Below are 17,066 nucleotides of genomic sequence, written 5' to 3' on the forward strand. Positions count from 1 at the left end.
TTTTCAATGTTTTCCTATACCTTCAAATAGGTGAAGTAATCATCTAAAAAGTCATCAAAACTTAGCGTATCCGCTTGTTCCGCGTTTACTTGGGCTATACGTGAACGTTCTACTTCCTGCTCCATCACTTGAGCACTGTACACTTGGAATACATGACTCAAATGTTGCTCACGGTATTGCTGACCAAAATCACAACCGACTTTGCCTAACCCTCCCAGACGTTTGGTATCCGCCAACAGTTGACCAGAAATGGTCAATTCTGGATTATGTATCCAAGTCAACAGTTTATGGCATACCGACTGATAGGCTTCTCCTCCTACTGCAGCATCCATTTTTTCTGCAATGAGGAGAATCTCGTCAAATACTCGTAGAGCCCAATCCTGTAATGACAATACTTCACCTTTACAACCGATTTGCAGTTCTAAGCCAGGTTTACGCCCCGCTTCAATGACTTTATTCCAGTTTTCACGCCAGCATGCTTGTTCACAGAAATCCATCGGTTCGGATTCCGTTATCGCCGCCCAAGTAAGAAACAAATCTAAGAAACGAATCTGCTCCTCATCAATACCAATGGCACTGTAAGGGTTCACATCAAGTGAACGCACTTCAATATATTCAACACCACCACGCGATAAGGCTTCCGAAGGCTTCTCACCACCTTTAGCAACACGCTTAGGGCGAATCGGTGCATACAGTTCATTTTCAATCTGAAGCACATTACTGTTTAGCTGTCGATATTCACCTTCTACTTTAACGCCAATCTCAGCAAACTCAGCAGATGGTGTTCGAATTGCCGCGTTGAGCCCGTCTAAATACTCATCTAGGCTATTGAAACCAATCCTCAATACACTTTGCGCACTGTTGGTATAACCTAAGTCACTCATGCGTAGGGAAGTTGCATGTGGTAGAAATAGCGTTTCTCCGATGTTCTCAAAAGGCAAAGTTGTTTCTCGCCCCTGAACAAAGGAAGAGCATAGTGCTGGTGACGCTCCAAAAAAGTAAGGAATCAGCCAGCCAAAACGGTAGTAATTACGAATCAGCCCAAAATAAGCGTCAGATTTTGTTTGCTGGCGCTCGGCTTCAGGCTGTTCTCCATACAACGCATCCCAGAAAGATTCAGGAAATGAGAAGTTGAAATGCACGCCGGAAATAATTTGCATCAGGCTTCCATAGCGACGCTTTAGCCCTTCACGGTATAACGTTTTCATCTTGCCAGAGTTGGAGCTTCCGTATTGGGCAAGATTGATGTCGTCCTCCTGACTGACATAACATGGCATAGACAGTGGCCACATTTTCTCTTCGCCCAGCTTCGTCTGGGTAAAGTGATGAATATCCTCAAGCTGCGCAGTCAATGTTTTTATGTCACTGGATACTGGAGTAATGAACTCCAACAAAGACTCAGAAAAATCAGTCGTGATCCAATCATTCGCGTATGCCGAGCCCAGCGCTTGGGGGTGAGGCGTTGTCGCTAACCTACCATCCTTTTGATAACGCAGTGTTTCTCTCTCTACACCACGGCCAAAGGATTGAAATATTTTCGGGTTTAGTGCAACTCGCTCCAGTCGCGCAGCAAAATCAGTCAAAATGAGGTTCGCTTATGTCCTGACCCAAATACTTCTGGGCCGTTTGAATTATCAGAGGGTGAGACTGCTCCCATCCCTCTCTCATGCTCTAATTTATGTGTACTCTAACGAACGATTTCAAGCTCTTCTAGCGGGATTTGCAAACTTTCTAGCTGAGGCTTCAGCAATTTTGCGTCACCAACAACAATGATCTGATAGGCATCAGGAGTAAACCACTTAGCTGCCATTCGGTTCAAAGTGTCTTTACTGACCGTATCCACAATCTCATTACGTTGCTTGAGATAATCTTCGTCCAAGCTATAAGCCAGAATACTACTTAACAGCTGTGCTTTCTGTGAAGGTGTTTCATACTTCAGAGCATCTTGTTGACCAACTGCTAAACGTAAAAATTTCATTTCTTCGTCAGTCATACCCTGTTTGCTGTATTGCTCCAACTCTTTTTCAAACTCTTTAATTGACTCGAGAGTAGAGTCAGCCCGAACCTGAGCCGAGAAGACAATTGCTCCCACTTCTCTGTTAGCAGCAAAGTAACCACTTGCACCATAGGTATAGCCTTTATCTTCACGTAGGTTCTGATTGATTCGGCTATTGAAGTTTCCAGCCAAATTAAAGTTAGCAAGCTGAGTTAGATAAACTTCACCTGTTGCATCAAAAGGCAGCCCCTGACGGACAAAGCGAACAATACTTTGTGGTGCCCCTGGCTTATCTACTAGGTAAATTTTTTGTGCATTGGTTTGCTCAACCAACTGTGGGCGAAGTAAAGGTGCTTCTTCACCTTGCCAATTTTCCAAGAAGGCGAGTTGTTTTTTAACCTGACGTTTGGAAATATCACCAACCACAACAATTTGCGCGCCATGTGGAGTGTAATGCTGACGATAAAATGCTTTAACATCATCCAAAGTCAACGCAGCCACCGACTCTTTCGTTCCATCATTAGGACGCTGGTAGATAGAACCAGAGAACAGTACTTGTCTGGTTGCTTGAGAAGCCAACCAGCTCGGCTTCTGATGCTGATAAACAATACCCTCAAGCATCTGTTGTTTATTACGCTCAAAGTCAGATTCATTAAACGCCGGTTTAAATAACACTTCTTCCACAATGGCCAGTGTTTGAGCTAGATTTTTCTCTAGGCTGGAAACGGAGATACTGGTCGTGTAGTTTGCAGCATTAATGGAGACCGTACTGCCTAGTTTATCCAGCCTCGCTTGCAGCTGTTCAACCGTGGAATCTAACGTCCCCTCTTCCATCATAGCAGCAGTCAAATTCGCTAAGCCTTCCTTACCCGGCTGAACATACCGCTCACCGGCTGGGAAACGAATTTCCAGTTGAACCGTTGGGGTTTCCCTGCTTTCCGTACCTAGCAGCTCTGCGCCATTATCAAAATACAGCTTGTACAACTTAGGCATCTGGGCTTTCACTGCTTCAGCAACTTCTGGCATTACTGAACGGTCAAAGTCATCCACTGGACGACGATAGGCGAGGTCTTGCTCCTTGATCTTGGTGTATTCTGGCAAGGTACGTTCTGGAGTGATGAATGTAGCGGGTGTAACCACATAATCTAGCTTGCCTTTCGGAACGACACTCAACGTAACTTTATGGTGACCGTTCACATAATCCTGATAAGCCTTCATAACCGACTCTGGTGAGACCGCACGAATCTGCTCGAGCTGAGTTTGCAAACGATCCGGCTGGCCGAAGAAAGTCTGGTTTGATGCGAGTTGAGTCACTTTTCCTTTCACACTCTGTAACGCAAATACCGCATTGGCTTCGGCCATACCGGTGATCTGATCCAAGCGAGTTTGATCTACACCTCGCTCTTCAAACTTCTCTAATGTCTGCATCAACTCATCATACAGCGGTTTCAGTTTGCCTTTCTCACCTGATGGAGCCATGGCATAAACGTAGAAATTACACGCCAATTCAGAGCAATCTTGGAATGCACCGGCGTCCACCGCTTTTTGCGTTTTAACGAGGTCTTGATAAAGCAGACTATTTGCCCCTTTACCTAATACATTAGCCAATGCATTCAGTGAAGCTTCTGTCTTTTCTCCACGATATGTCGTCGGCCAACCCACCAAAACCATAGGTTGTTGGATACGGTCTTCCAACGTAATGTATTTATCTTCATTGAGAACAGCAGGTTGCTTTGGTGCCTGCTTGACTTCTGGCCCTTCAGGAATAGAACCGAAATACTTATTAACCCAGTGCAGCGTCTGTTCAACATTAATATCCCCACCGATGGTGAGTACCGCATTATTCGGTCCATACCAACGCAAGAAGAAAGCTTTGAGATCATTCACATCAACACGATCTAAGTCTTCAACATAGCCGATCGTTTGCCAAGAATAAGGATGTCCCTCAGGGTAAAGCGCTTCACCCATTTTTTCCCACATCAGACCATATGGGCGATTATCATAATTCTGAGCCCGTTCATTTTTAACTGTATCTCGCTGGATCTCAAACTTACGCTGTGACACTGCATCTAGCAAAAAACCCATACGATCGGATTCTAACCACAGCATTTTCTCTAGCTGATTAGACGGCACAGTTTCGAAGTAGTTAGTCCGATCGCGGTTGGTCGTACCGTTAAGCGTTCCCCCAGCTTCAGTAATGATCTTAAAGTGTTCTTGATCACCGACATGTTCGCTGCCTTGAAACATCATATGTTCGAAAAAGTGGGCAAAACCCGATTTACCAATCTCTTCGCGAGCAGACCCAACATGGTAAGTAACATCAACATGGACCAAAGGATCAGAATCATCGGGAGAAAGAATAACGGTCAAGCCGTTCGCAAGCTGATATTTAGTGTAAGGAATCATAGCCTTACCAGGCTGTGCCTGAACGTCTTCAATTAGAGAAACTCCTTGTGGGAGTGAAGACAGATGAGAACCAGACGATAATGGATTGTTGGCACAACCATAAAGAGCAACGAGAGAAAAGGCACCTAGCCAGATTTTTCTCATGATATCTCCTCAGAAAAAACCATAGTAAAGAGCGGCTAACAGGCAATATCGTATGGCTTTACCCACCATGATCAACCACAAACAAGGCCAGAAACGCATACGTAACCAACCTGCAGCCAGACAAAGCGGGTCACCAATCACGGGCAACCAACTAAACAAAAGGGACCAGTAACCATATTGCCCCAACCACTGTAGTGCTTTATGACCATGTTTTTCGTCTTGAGTTCGATTTGGTAGCCACAAACCCAGCCAGTAGTTAGTTAAACCACCGAGAGTATTACCCACAGTAGCCACAGCGATAATAGAAAGAGTAGAAAATTGATTGAGGCTCAGAGTAGCGATCAGTCCAGCTTCTGAACCCCCAGGTAGTAGCGTTGCACTCAGGAAACCAGAAAGAAACAAAACCCAGAGTGCAGAATCAGAAAACCACAGAGCGATACTTTCAAACGCGGCGTTAAACGCCTCTAGCATTGCATATCAAGCAAGATCTTGCCTCGCGTATGCCCTGTTTCAATCTGTTTATGCGCGTCCATCACCTGATCCATTGGGTAGATATGCTGGATCTCTGTCTTAAGCAGCCCGACACTGACCATATAAATCAACGCATCTAACTGCTCAGGGTTCGGATCAACTAGCATGCCGGTCGCTTCAAAACCAAGTAATTTGGCTTTTTCACAGATCAGCTCTGCTGTAATAGTCGGTACAGTAACCACTTTAGCACCATCTTTCAGACACTTGAGCGCATCCAGTGCAGCATCACCACCCACTAAATCAATCAGTACGTCTGCTTCCTCAACACGTTCGGAAACAGGAGAGAATTGGTAGTTCACGGCGTGAGCACCTAACGTCGCCATGTAATCAAGGTTTGCTTCGCTACAAGTGGTGAATACTTCTGCTTTCGCGGCAACCGCCACCTGAATAGCAATATGACCAACACCACCTGCACCAGCAAGAATCAAGACTCTCTGCCCTTCTTGAACACTCGCTTTATCTAAAGCTTGAACCGCAGTTTGCCCAGCAAGAGGCAGCACCGCCGCAGCTTCTAGAGTGATCGACTCAGGCACTAAGCTAAGTTCGGCTTCCGGCACACATACGTACTGACTGTAACCGCCGCCTTGGAGTGGGAAGCCAATAAAGCCAGCCACTTTATCACCAGCAGTAAATCGTTCTGCCTGTTCCCCACAACCCACAACTTCACCTGAAACATCATAGCCAGGCACCCACGGTAGATTGTCTTTGTTCTGTGAAGCCGCCCACCCAAGGCCAGCACGCGTTTTAACATCGATAGGGTTAACGCCAGCAAAAGCGACCTTAATCAACACCTCACCTTGTTGGGGTTCAGGCACAGCGTTGGTTTGAATGGTTAAGACTTCAGGATCACCAAATTGGGTTATCGCGATTTGTTTATTTTCCATTTCATCATTTCCCTATCGATACGAAAAAGGGATGCGAAAGCATCCCTTTGAATATATACTATTTATTGCTAGTAAGTTAACTGCCTATTCTCAATTTGACTCATAACTTACGTTAATTCACCAACGCAAGGAGAATACCTGCCGCCACTGCGGAGCCTAAAACGCCTGCCACGTTCGGCCCCATAGCATGCATCAGGAGAAAGTTTTGTGGGTTAGCCTCCAAGCCAACCTTATTCACTACACGCGCCGCCATCGGTACCGCAGATACTCCAGCTGCACCGATCAGTGGGTTAATATCTTCTTTGGAGAACTTGTTCAGCAGTTTAGCCATTAAGACACCGCCAGCTGTACCAATACTGAAGGCAACGGCACCTAAGGCAAGAATGCCCAAGGTCTCAACATTGAGGAACTCATCAGCCTGAAGCTTGGAGCCAACGCCTAAACCAAGGAAGATGGTGACAATATTGATCAACTCGTTCTGCGCTGTTTTCGACAATCTATCCACCACCCCAGCTTCGCGCATCAAGTTACCGAGACAGAACATACCAACCAGCGGGGTTGCGGAAGGTAGGAACAAGATCGTCATCAACAACACGGCAAGTGGGAAGAGAATTTTTTCAGCTTTGCCGACATGGCGTAGCTGAGCCATCTTAACCTTACGTTCCTCGGGTGTTGTCAGCGCTTTCATGATTGGTGGCTGAATGATGGGTACCAATGCCATATAGCTGTATGCTGCTACCGCTATGGCCCCCAACAAATCAGGGGACAGTTGACTGGCAAGGAAAATCGCGGTTGGTCCATCAGCGCCCCCAATAATGGCAATCGAAGCAGCATCAGGCATGCTGAATTCCATACCCGGTACGTAATTAAGCAAAATTGCGCCAAACAAGGTAGCAAAGATACCAAATTGTGCTGCAGCACCTAACCACAAGGTTTTCGGGTTAGCAATCAATGCGCCAAAGTCGGTCATCGCCCCAACGCCCATGAAGATAAGCAACGGGAAGATACCCGATTCAATCCCCACATAGTAGACGTAGTACAGTAGACCACCTTCGTCGGTAAAACCAGCATTTGGAATATTGGCCAATATGGCACCAAAACCAATCGGCAAAAGCAGCAAGGGCTCAAAGCCTTTACGTATAGCCAAAAACAACAAAATACAGCCAACTAGAATCATGCAGATCTGGCCAAATTCAAAGTTAGCAATCCCTGTTTCTGACCATAGGGTCATTAATCCGTCCATGATACTCCCTTATGCCAGACTCAGCAGTGGTGCACCGACCATCACTGCATCACCTTCTTTGACGTGAAGATCTTGCACAGTGCCACTTCGGGCAGCACGGACTTCCGTTTCCATTTTCATCGCTTCGAGGATCAGAAGAACTTCACCTTCTTCAACCTGAGCACCAGTTTGAACATTCACTTTAAAAATGTTCCCAGCCAAAGGAGCAGGAACAGTTTCTGAACTCCCCGAGGACGCAACCGGAGCTGCTGTTGGCTGAGCAGCCGAACTAGTAGGCGCTACAGATGTTAGCTGACCTTGCGGACCAACTTCGACATCATAAACCTGACCATCCACTTTAACACTGTATGTCTCAATACTACCTTGAGCGGGTTGCGCGACAGGCGCAGAAACAGAGGACTCTTCTAACCATGGAGCAGGCTCGAATGCATCAGGGTTTCTGCGGTTCTTAAGGAACTTAAGACCAACCTGGGGGAATAATGCGTAAGTCAGTACATCATCCACGGTGTCTTCAGCGAGAGAAATCCCCTCCTGTTTTGCTTTTGCGAGTAAATCGTCAGTCAGAGTATCCATTTCCGCTTCAAGAAGATCCGCAGGACGGCAGGTAATCGCTTCATCACCATCCAGCACTTTTGTCTGTAGTTCCGCGTTCACTGCAGCCGGAGCTTCACCGTATTCCCCTTTAAGAACACCAGCCGTTTCTTTGGTGATGCTCTTATAGCGCTCACCCGTAAGTACATTAATCACGGCTTGTGTACCAACAATCTGCGATGTGGGCGTTACAAGTGGGATGTAGCCCAGATCTTTGCGGACACGAGGGATCTCTTGCAATACTTCATCAATACGATCCGCTGCACCCTGCTCTTTCAGCTGACCTTCCATATTGGTCAGCATACCTCCCGGCACTTGAGCAATCAGAATACGTGAATCAACTCCTTTCAATTGACCTTCAAATTTGGCGTACTTCTTACGCACTTCACGGAAGTATGCCGCTATTGGTTCGATCTGGTCTAACTTAAGGTTGGTATCACGCTCTGTACCTTGCAACATAGCCACCACAGTCTCCGTCGGAGTGTGACCGTAAGTGCAACTCATTGAGGAAATAGCAGTATCAAGAATATCGACTCCAGCTTCGACTGCTTTGACTGCTGTCGCAGTAGATAAGCCAGTCGTTGCGTGACAGTGAAGTGCTAAAGGAATATCGGTAGAAGACTTAATTCGAGTGATCAGCTCTTCGGCTTCATATGGCTTAAGCAAACCTGACATATCTTTAATGCATAAAGAGTGGCAACCAAGATCTTCAAGACGCTTCGCCAGATCAACCCAAGTGTCGGTATTGTGAACCGGGCTAGTAGTATAAGAAAGCGTACCTTGTGCGTGAGCACCAACATCGACTGCTGCCTTGACCGCTTTCTGGAAATTGCGCACATCGTTCATTGCATCAAAAATGCGGAACACATCCATACCATTGGCGTGTGCACGCTCAACAAATTTTTCAACCACATCATCTGCGTAGTGGCGGTAACCTAGCAGGTTTTGGCCACGAAGCAGCATTTGCATTGGTGTATTGGGCATCGCTTTTTTAAGCTCACGCAAGCGCTCCCATGGGTCTTCTCCTAGAAAGCGGATGCATGCATCAAAAGTGGCACCGCCCCAGGTTTCTAAAGACCAGTACCCCACTTTATCGAGCTCCGCTGCGATAGGTAACATATCTTCAAGACGCATACGCGTTGCAAACAGCGACTGATGGGCGTCACGAAGCACCACGTCGGTTAAAGCTAGTGGTTTAGACATGCTCATTAACTCCTTTTAATCCATTTAAGTGCTACTTAGCGGTTGACGTGCGATGTTGATGCACAGCTGCGGCAATCGCAGCAACGACCTTGGGGCTAATAGCAGAAGAGGTTGGTTGAATTTTATTATTTTGTTTCGGTGTAGCGATCGGCTCTGGCACTTCTTCTGGCACCAGCTTAGACATTAACCGAACGAGATAGACGAGAATAGTTAGGAATATAAATACTACGGCCATCCCTGTAAGCATCAGGGTCGCAGCATCTACTAGCAGGCTTCCAACATTTTCCATTTTAAGCATCCTTTCTTTGTCATCCTGACAAGATATTGGCCATTTAATTATTGGGACTTCGTGTCCTAAATGCCCTTTTTGACGTCAGTTCTGTGCTGACGTTTTCTTTCAGGAAAAGTAGTCAAATATCCTGATAAGAGGTCTAGGATTATCTCGATTGGTTAAACTTTGTCAATTTTGTTTAAAGCAGTCTTGATGATATTGCACATTTCTAGGGATGATTGCGTCATAAAAATCACATAAATCTGCAATATGAGACGATATAAGGATAAATAACTGCTGATTTTATGAAGTTATTAGATAAATCGGACGATTACTGCGATAGGGATAATGTTTCTCAAAAAAGCTCTTAGAAAACATCAACTTGTAAAAATAAAGTTAATATATTGATAATAAAATGTTAATAAAAAGCCCCGCTATTTCTAGCAGGGCTCTAATAAATGGCGCGCTCGGAAGGATTCGAACCTTCGACCGCCTGGTTCGTAGCCAGGTACTCTATCCAGCTGAGCTACGAGCGCGCAATGTTTGATATCGTTAAAGTCAATATCAGGTCTTATGACCTTAAAGAGTGGCGCGTCCTGGAGGATTCGAACCTCCGACCGCCTGGTTCGTAGCCAGGTACTCTATCCAGCTGAGCTAAGGACGCACGGAATGTTCAACAAGCTTGCAGCTTATTAAACGAAATAGTGGCGCGCTCGGAAGGATTCGAACCTTCGACCGCCTGGTTCGTAGCCAGGTACTCTATCCAGCTGAGCTACGAGCGCGCAATGTTTGATATCGATAAAATCAATATCAGGTCTAATGACCTTAAAGAGTGGCGCGTCCTGGAGGATTCGAACCTCCGACCGCCTGGTTCGTAGCCAGGTACTCTATCCAGCTGAGCTAAGGACGCACGAAATGTTCAACAAGCTTGCAGCTTACTAAACGAAATAGTGGCGCGCTCGGAAGGATTCGAACCTTCGACCGCCTGGTTCGTAGCCAGGTACTCTATCCAGCTGAGCTACGAGCGCGCAATGTTCTCTCAAAAGAGAGTTGTGAAGTATATCACACTAACTTTTCTTTAAAACAAAAAAATTGACCATAGGCCAATTAATGGCGGTGAGGGAGGGATTCGAACCCTCGATGCGGCTACAAACCGCATACTCCCTTAGCAGGGGAGCGCCTTCAGCCTCTCGGCCACCTCACCGTTTTATTCCCTGGTAAGGAAATATGGCGCGCTCGGAAGGATTCGAACCTTCGACCGCCTGGTTCGTAGCCAGGTACTCTATCCAGCTGAGCTACGAGCGCGCAATGCTTGTTTTAAAGCAAGCTCCGAGGAGCAGTGCAAGAATGGCGGTGAGGGAGGGATTCGAACCCTCGATGCGGCTACAAACCGCATACTCCCTTAGCAGGGGAGCGCCTTCAGCCTCTCGGCCACCTCACCGTCTTGCGGAGGCACATATTACGATTTACCGAAAATATGTCAAACATTTTCTTGGTAAAATCAGCAAAAAGTTAACCAACCGTTGGCTATTTAATCAAAGCGATACTAATTCGCTCTTTTTACTATAAATGTGCCGAGTGATAATACAAAAAAGGCTGACATAATGTCAGCCTTTTCGTGTAATTAGTAGTTGCCTGATGCAGGGTTACCATTACCTTTTTCTGCTTGAATGCGCATGTAGATTTCTTCGCGGTGAACAGACACCTCTTTTGGTGCATTAACACCAATACGTACCTGGTTGCCTTTAACACCCAGTACTGTGACTGTGACTTCGTCACCGATCATTAGAGTTTCGCCAACGCGGCGAGTTAAAATTAGCATTCTGTGCTCCTTGAGTAATCTCTGATTTTTCTTGCTACGAGGCCATTATCCAACAAAAGTTATATTTTCGTAAACTCTATTCTCGAACCAAATTAACCTAAAAAGGCATGTTTTTGCTGGCTACCGAGAGCCTCTGCAGAAGTGATGTAAGCATCATGCAGTATGTTCGCAGCTTTGTCGACGTATTCCGGTTTCAATACCAGCACCAACGACCGCGGATTCACTGCATAGTGCAACACACCCATCCCCTGCTCTGACAGCAAGGCATAAGACGGTTCAACCAATCCTTCGACCTGAACGCCCACGACAGTAAGTAGGCTAACGTCTTCACTATTACGGATTTTGTCACCGAAAACCAGATCCAGTTTTGCATAAGCATCGTGTTTTATCACCACACCTACCCATTCTGCATGGTCGATCACATTCCAAATCGTCACTCCCAACATCTGACATTGCTTCTCAAAGCTACAAAATGTATCTCGGTCGACCTTGATCATTAGCATCTCACGCTGGATAGCCACACCACAGATAGCCTTCTGGCATTCATGACCTTTCACAAGACTGCCTTGGTTATTATCAAAGGTGGAAAGCACGCGAAGCGGAACATTGTGTTGCCAAGCATACTGAACCGACGGTAGGTGGAGTACTTTTGCGCCTTTACGTGCCATTTCCTCCATCGAAGGAAAATCAATCACATCCAGCTTTTTAGCATTAGCCACTGTGCGAGGATCACAAGTGTATATCCCATCAACATCAGTGTAGATCTGGCACTCTTCGGCCTGTAAAGCCCCTGCCAGTGTGACAGCACTGGTGTCCGAGCCACCTCGGCCTAAAGTCGTGATGTCCCCATTCTCATTAATACCTTGAAACCCTGCAATTATCACTATGTTGTCTTGTGCTAGGAGCTGTTCAATTGTTGATGTATTAATGTCTTTAATCGTCGCGTCATTGTGTTGATTGTCCGTCACAATATTCGCCTGTGCTCCGGTAAGTGAGCGTGCGGCATAACCTAATTTATTCAGAGTCATTGCCAGCAGTGCCATCGACACCTGCTCACCAGCAGAAAGCAAAACATCAAGTTCTCGGGCTGTTGGCACGCTGTCTACTTGCTTTGCCAAATCCATAAGTCGGTTTGTCTCTCCAGACATTGCTGACACGACTACAACAACTTGATTACCATCATTTTTCGCCTTAATGATGTGCTTGGCGGCTCTGTGGATTCTTTCAATTGAACCTACAGAGGTTCCACCAAACTTTTGCACGATAAGGGGCTTTTTCACCAGTCTTCACCTTCCCAAGACCAAAGTCTCATTAGGCTGCTTTCAATTAGTTGAATATTGTCTGCAGCAGTAATAACAAAAACCAAGTCGCTGAATAGCACACAACAACTGCGCCATTAAACCACTTGGTCAATAGAAAAAAATTACGCCCAATCAAACTATTGATTGAGCGTAAAAATATTAAATTAGCTTTTAAAGGCGTTCTTCAAGCCATGGCTGGACTGACTTAATTGCATCAGGAAGCGCGGCAACGTCGGTCCCCCCCGCCTGAGCCATATCAGGACGACCACCACCTTTACCACCAACTTGCTCAGCAACCATCTTAACAAGATCACCAGCTTTTACTTTACCGATGAGATCCTTAGTCACGCCCGCGATAAGACCGATCTTCTCACTATTGACGTTCGCCAGCATAACAACACCACTCCCCATCTGGTTCTTGATGTCGTCAACCATAGTACGAAGGTTCTTTGGATCAGCCCCTTCCATCGCCGCGATAAGTACCTTAACACCGTTGATTTCCTGAGCTTTCCCCATGATGTTTGCGCTTTCTGCCGCAGCCATCTTGTCTTTCAGCTTCTGGATCTCTTTTTCTAACGCTTTCGCTTTTAATACTGACTCTGCCAATTTTTCTTCGTACTTCGCTTGTTGCTCTTCGATAGCATCTAGAGCCGCTTCACCAGTGACAGCTTCGATACGACGGATACCTGCGGCGATACCACCTTCAGATGTTATCTTGAATAGACCGATGTCGCCGGTGTTCTCTGCGTGGATGCCACCACAAAGTTCAGTAGAGAAATCTCCCATAGACAAGACACGCACTTCGTCGTCGTACTTCTCACCGAATAGAGCCATTGCGCCCTTCTGCTTAGCAGACTCAATGTCCATGATATTGGTTTCGATGTTGTGGTTACGACGAATTTGCGCGTTGACCAGACGCTCGACTTCTTTTAGCTCTGCAGGGGTTACCGCTTCTAGATGAGAGAAGTCAAAACGTAAGTTCTCAGGCTTAACTAGAGAGCCCTTCTGCGTAACATGCTCGCCTAGAACTTTGCGCAGAGCGGAATGCAGCAAGTGCGTTGCTGAATGGTTCAAAGAGATAGCAGCGCGACGTTCAGCATCAACAACGGCTTCAACTTCATCACCTTTCGCTAGCACACCCTCCGCTAGAACACCGTGGTGTGCAATGGCATTACCTAGCTTCTGAGTATCTTCTACTTGGAACAGGCCAGATTCAGTTTTTAGAATACCAACGTCACCACACTGGCCGCCTGATTCTGCGTAGAATGGTGTTTCACCAAGGATGATGATCGCTTTATCACCAGCTGATAAAGAGCTCGTTGCTTCACCTTCAACAAAGATTTCAGCAACATTGCTCTTACCTTCCGTACCTGTGTAGCCGCAGAACTCGGTTTGCTCTTCCGTTTTGATCGTTGCGTTGTAATCAGTACCAAATTGACCAGCTTCACGAGCTCGTTGGCGCTGCGCTTCCATCGCTTTCTCGAAACCTTCTTCATCGATCGCAAAATCACGCTCGCGCGCAACATCGTTGGTTAAGTCTGCCGGGAAGCCATAGGTATCATAAAGCTTAAATACGGTTTCCCCATCAAGAACCTTACCCTCTAGGTTATCCAGAGCCTCATTGAGGATAGCCATGCCACGCTCTAGGGTACGACCAAAGTTTTCTTCCTCAATTCTCAGCACTTTTTCTACAACCGCTTGTTGCTTTTTAAGCTCTTCGCCCGCAGTACCCATGACTTCAGCAAGAACACCAACCAGTTTGTGGAAGAATACTCCCTTCGCCCCCAGCTTGTTACCATGACGAACAGCACGACGAATGATACGACGTAGCACGTAACCACGACCTTCGTTTGAAGGCATCACACCATCAACGATCAAGAATGAACATGAACGTATGTGGTCTGCAATAACGCGTAGTGATTGATTAGATAGGTCTTCGTAGCCGATCGTTTCTGCTGCCGCTTTGATTAGCTGTTGGAAAACGTCGATTTCGTAGTTTGAGTGCACGCCTTGCATGATTGCAGAAATACGCTCAATACCCATACCGGTATCAACAGCAGGCTTAGGTAGCGGCTCCATCGTACCATCTGCATGACGGTTAAACTGCATGAAAACGTTGTTCCAGATTTCGATGAAACGGTCACCGTCTTCTTCAGGTGTACCTGGGCGTCCACCCCAAATATGTTCACCGTGATCGTAGAAGATCTCCGTACATGGACCACAAGGACCTGTGTCACCCATAGTCCAGAAGTTATCTGACTCGTACTGTTTACCGCCTTCTTTATCACCGATACGGACGATACGATCAGCTGGCACACCAACTTTCTTGTTCCAGATGTCAAATGCCTCGTCATCAGTTTCGTACACGGTAACCAGTAAACGATCTTTCGGCAGCTGAAGTGTTTCGGTTAGGAATTCCCATGCAAAGGCAATTGCATCTTCTTTGAAATAATCACCGAAGCTGAAATTACCCAACATTTCGAAAAACGTATGATGGCGGGCTGTAAAACCAACATTTTCAAGATCATTGTGTTTACCACCTGCACGTACACAACGCTGAGCTGTCGTTGCTCGTGTGTAGGCACGCTTTTCAGCGCCTAAGAAGCAATCTTTGAATTGATTCATACCTGCGTTTGTGAATAGCAGGGTTGGATCGTTATGTGGAACCAACGATGAACTGTCTACGATTTGGTGTCCTTTGCTCTCAAAAAACTTGAGGAACGCGTTACGAACCTCATCAGTGCTCATGTACATGCAGCTCTTCCTGAAAATAGTCGAGTTAGAATTTTGCGCTATTGTAGATCATGGTTAACGCTTCGACTAGTTTTCTCGCAGAAAAGAACGGAATGATGTGTTAATGCAACGTAAATCTATAAATCGCGCGGTTACTTAATATCAGTCCTCGTTATCAGAGATCAGAGCATAGCTAATTTGTTCAAAACTATACCCCCGGTATTGAAGAAAACGCACCTGTTTGGCGTACTCTTTTTGGTCCTTAGCGTGGATTCCTTTGAATTTCTTCTCCGCTGCATTTTTTGCTAACTCGAACCAATCTTGTGGCTCTTCTTCCATTGCTTGATCAATAACTGAATCAGGTACTCGTTTTTGTTTAAGCTCTTGGCGAATTCGACGCTCTCCGTACCCTTTATAGACATGTTGCCTTATCTGGCTTTTTGCGAAACGCAGATCATCAAGATAGTTATGATCTAAACAAAAATTGACAGCTTCTTGAATCGCATCGTCATCGTACCCCTTCATTGCGAGCTTCTGATACAGCTCATATTCTCCGTGATCACGCCGACTAAGAAGGTAAATCGCCATTTCTTTACTGGATAAAGTGGGAGGCTTACGTTGAAACATAATAAGTAATTGATTATTCCATCACACCAAATACAACAAAGCCCTGCTGTTGCAGGGCTTTAAATTTAGTAACCAGATAACTTTATAGCTCTTCTTGCTCTGGCATTTCACCTAACTCAGCGTCATCTGGTTGGATTTCTGCTGGAGTCAGTAAGAGCTCGCGTAATTTGGTGTCAATTTGCTGAGCGGCAGCTGGGTTTTCACGTAAGTACTTACATGCATTGGCTTTACCTTGGCCAATTTTATCACCATTGTAGCTATACCAAGCGCCAGCTTTTTCAACTAGCTTATTCTTCACACCTAAGTCAATCAACTCACCTTCACGGTTAAAGCCTGCGCCGTACATAATCTGAGTTTCTGCTTGTTTGAACGGCGCCGCGATCTTGTTCTTAACCACTTTAATACGAGTTTCGTTACCCACCACTTCGTCACCTTCCTTGATAGACCCTGTGCGGCGAATATCAAGACGAACAGAAGCGTAGAATTTTAGCGCATTACCACCCGTTGTGGTTTCAGGGTTACCAAACATCACACCAATCTTCATACGGATTTGGTTGATGAAAATACACATACAGTTTGACTGTTTCAGGTTACCCGTTAACTTACGCATAGCTTGGGAAAGCATACGAGCTTGAAGACCCATGTGGCTGTCGCCCATTTCCCCTTCAATTTCAGCTTTAGGTGTTAGAGCCGCAACTGAGTCAACGACCATAACATCGATAGCGCCAGATCGAGCTAATGCATCACAGATCTCAAGCGCTTGTTCACCCGTATCTGGCTGAGAAACCAGTAGGGCATCAATATCTACACCCAGTTTCTTAGCGTAGACAGGATCCAAAGCGTGCTCGGCATCGATAAAGGCACAAGTTTTACCCTCACGTTGTGCTGCTGCAATCAACTCAAGGGTTAACGTTGTTTTACCTGAAGATTCAGGGCCATATACTTCAACGATACGCCCCATTGGCAGACCACCAGCACCAAGTGCGATGTCGAGAGAAAGTGAGCCTGTAGAGATGGTTTCGACATCCATAGCGCGGTTGTCACCAAGGCGCATAATAGAGCCTTTACCGAATTGCTTTTCAATCTGACCGAGCGCAGCGGCGAGCGCTTTCTGTTTGTTATCGTCCATCACTTTCTCCGATTTGTTCATCAATACATTGATGATCTTTGAATTCTTCTGTTCTGCTCTGGAACCATCCTGAGCAATCAATGAAAATCATTATACTGTTGATTCATACAGTGTCCATAGCTGCAGACAATTTTTTTAGATATAGATCATATCTATTTAATTTCTAAAAGTTTTTATTTTAAATC

The 17,066-nt window shown here is 45.9% G+C and carries 12 protein-coding genes and 8 tRNA genes; all 20 read right to left on the reverse strand.

Annotation, left to right across the window (positions count from 1 at the left end):
• Positions 1–14: 14 nt before the first annotated feature.
• Entirely contained in the window at positions 15–1,583 is a 1,569-nt protein-coding gene (gene gshA, locus CTT30_RS13435; protein ID WP_239876553.1) for a glutamate--cysteine ligase, read from the reverse strand.
• Between the two features lie 104 nt (positions 1,584–1,687).
• Entirely contained in the window at positions 1,688–4,546 is a 2,859-nt protein-coding gene (locus CTT30_RS13440) for a M16 family metallopeptidase (RefSeq protein WP_252035402.1), read from the reverse strand.
• 9 nt (positions 4,547–4,555) lie between these two features.
• Positions 4,556–5,017, reverse strand: a complete 462-nt coding sequence (locus CTT30_RS13445) for a YqaA family protein (protein ID WP_252035403.1) — start codon at positions 5,015–5,017, stop codon at positions 4,556–4,558.
• On the reverse strand, positions 5,011–5,961 hold the full coding sequence (locus CTT30_RS13450) for an NADP-dependent oxidoreductase (protein WP_252035404.1): 951 nt from the start codon (positions 5,959–5,961) through the stop codon (positions 5,011–5,013). The genes CTT30_RS13445 and CTT30_RS13450 overlap by 7 nt, the downstream gene beginning before the upstream one ends.
• A gap of 112 nt (positions 5,962–6,073) precedes the next feature.
• Complete coding sequence (locus CTT30_RS13455) at positions 6,074–7,204, reverse strand: sodium ion-translocating decarboxylase subunit beta (protein WP_252035405.1); 1,131 nt, start codon at positions 7,202–7,204, stop codon at positions 6,074–6,076.
• 9 nt (positions 7,205–7,213) lie between these two features.
• Positions 7,214–8,998 carry a sodium-extruding oxaloacetate decarboxylase subunit alpha gene (gene oadA, locus CTT30_RS13460; RefSeq protein ID WP_252035406.1) on the reverse strand — a complete coding sequence of 595 codons (1,785 nt, stop codon included), beginning with the start codon at positions 8,996–8,998 and terminating at the stop codon, positions 7,214–7,216.
• Between the two features lie 31 nt (positions 8,999–9,029).
• Positions 9,030–9,287, reverse strand: coding sequence for an oxaloacetate decarboxylase subunit gamma (locus tag CTT30_RS13465; protein ID WP_239838903.1), 258 nt, complete (start codon positions 9,285–9,287; stop codon positions 9,030–9,032).
• A 441-nt stretch (positions 9,288–9,728) separates the two neighbouring features.
• A tRNA-Arg gene (locus CTT30_RS13470) sits at positions 9,729–9,805 on the reverse strand.
• Between the two features lie 51 nt (positions 9,806–9,856).
• Positions 9,857–9,933 (reverse strand) — tRNA-Arg (locus CTT30_RS13475).
• Positions 9,934–9,974: 41 nt separating this feature from the next.
• A tRNA-Arg gene (locus tag CTT30_RS13480) sits at positions 9,975–10,051 on the reverse strand.
• Positions 10,052–10,102: 51 nt separating this feature from the next.
• Positions 10,103–10,179, reverse strand: a tRNA-Arg gene (locus CTT30_RS13485).
• 41 nt (positions 10,180–10,220) lie between these two features.
• A tRNA-Arg gene (locus CTT30_RS13490) sits at positions 10,221–10,297 on the reverse strand.
• An 83-nt stretch (positions 10,298–10,380) separates the two neighbouring features.
• Positions 10,381–10,473: transfer RNA gene (locus CTT30_RS13495), tRNA-Ser, on the reverse strand.
• Positions 10,474–10,497: 24 nt separating this feature from the next.
• A tRNA-Arg gene (locus tag CTT30_RS13500) sits at positions 10,498–10,574 on the reverse strand.
• A gap of 43 nt (positions 10,575–10,617) precedes the next feature.
• A tRNA-Ser gene (locus tag CTT30_RS13505) sits at positions 10,618–10,710 on the reverse strand.
• A 183-nt stretch (positions 10,711–10,893) separates the two neighbouring features.
• Positions 10,894–11,091, reverse strand: coding sequence for a carbon storage regulator CsrA (csrA, locus tag CTT30_RS13510; RefSeq protein WP_229631383.1), 198 nt, complete (start codon positions 11,089–11,091; stop codon positions 10,894–10,896).
• A gap of 92 nt (positions 11,092–11,183) precedes the next feature.
• Positions 11,184–12,371: an aspartate kinase gene (locus CTT30_RS13515; RefSeq protein WP_239838902.1), complete on the reverse strand. Its 1,188-nt coding sequence runs from the start codon at positions 12,369–12,371 to the stop codon at positions 11,184–11,186.
• A 192-nt stretch (positions 12,372–12,563) separates the two neighbouring features.
• Positions 12,564–15,146, reverse strand: a complete 2,583-nt coding sequence (alaS, locus tag CTT30_RS13520) for an alanine--tRNA ligase (protein WP_252035407.1) — start codon at positions 15,144–15,146, stop codon at positions 12,564–12,566.
• 141 nt (positions 15,147–15,287) lie between these two features.
• Complete coding sequence (gene recX, locus CTT30_RS13525; RefSeq protein WP_252035408.1) at positions 15,288–15,752, reverse strand: recombination regulator RecX; 465 nt, start codon at positions 15,750–15,752, stop codon at positions 15,288–15,290.
• Between the two features lie 82 nt (positions 15,753–15,834).
• Positions 15,835–16,881 carry a recombinase RecA gene (gene recA / locus CTT30_RS13530; RefSeq protein WP_031343405.1) on the reverse strand — a complete coding sequence of 349 codons (1,047 nt, stop codon included), beginning with the start codon at positions 16,879–16,881 and terminating at the stop codon, positions 15,835–15,837.
• Positions 16,882–17,066 lie beyond the last annotated feature (185 nt).

The sequence above is a fragment of the Vibrio coralliilyticus genome (assembly GCF_024449095.1).
Taxonomy (GTDB): domain Bacteria; phylum Pseudomonadota; class Gammaproteobacteria; order Enterobacterales; family Vibrionaceae; genus Vibrio; species Vibrio coralliilyticus_A.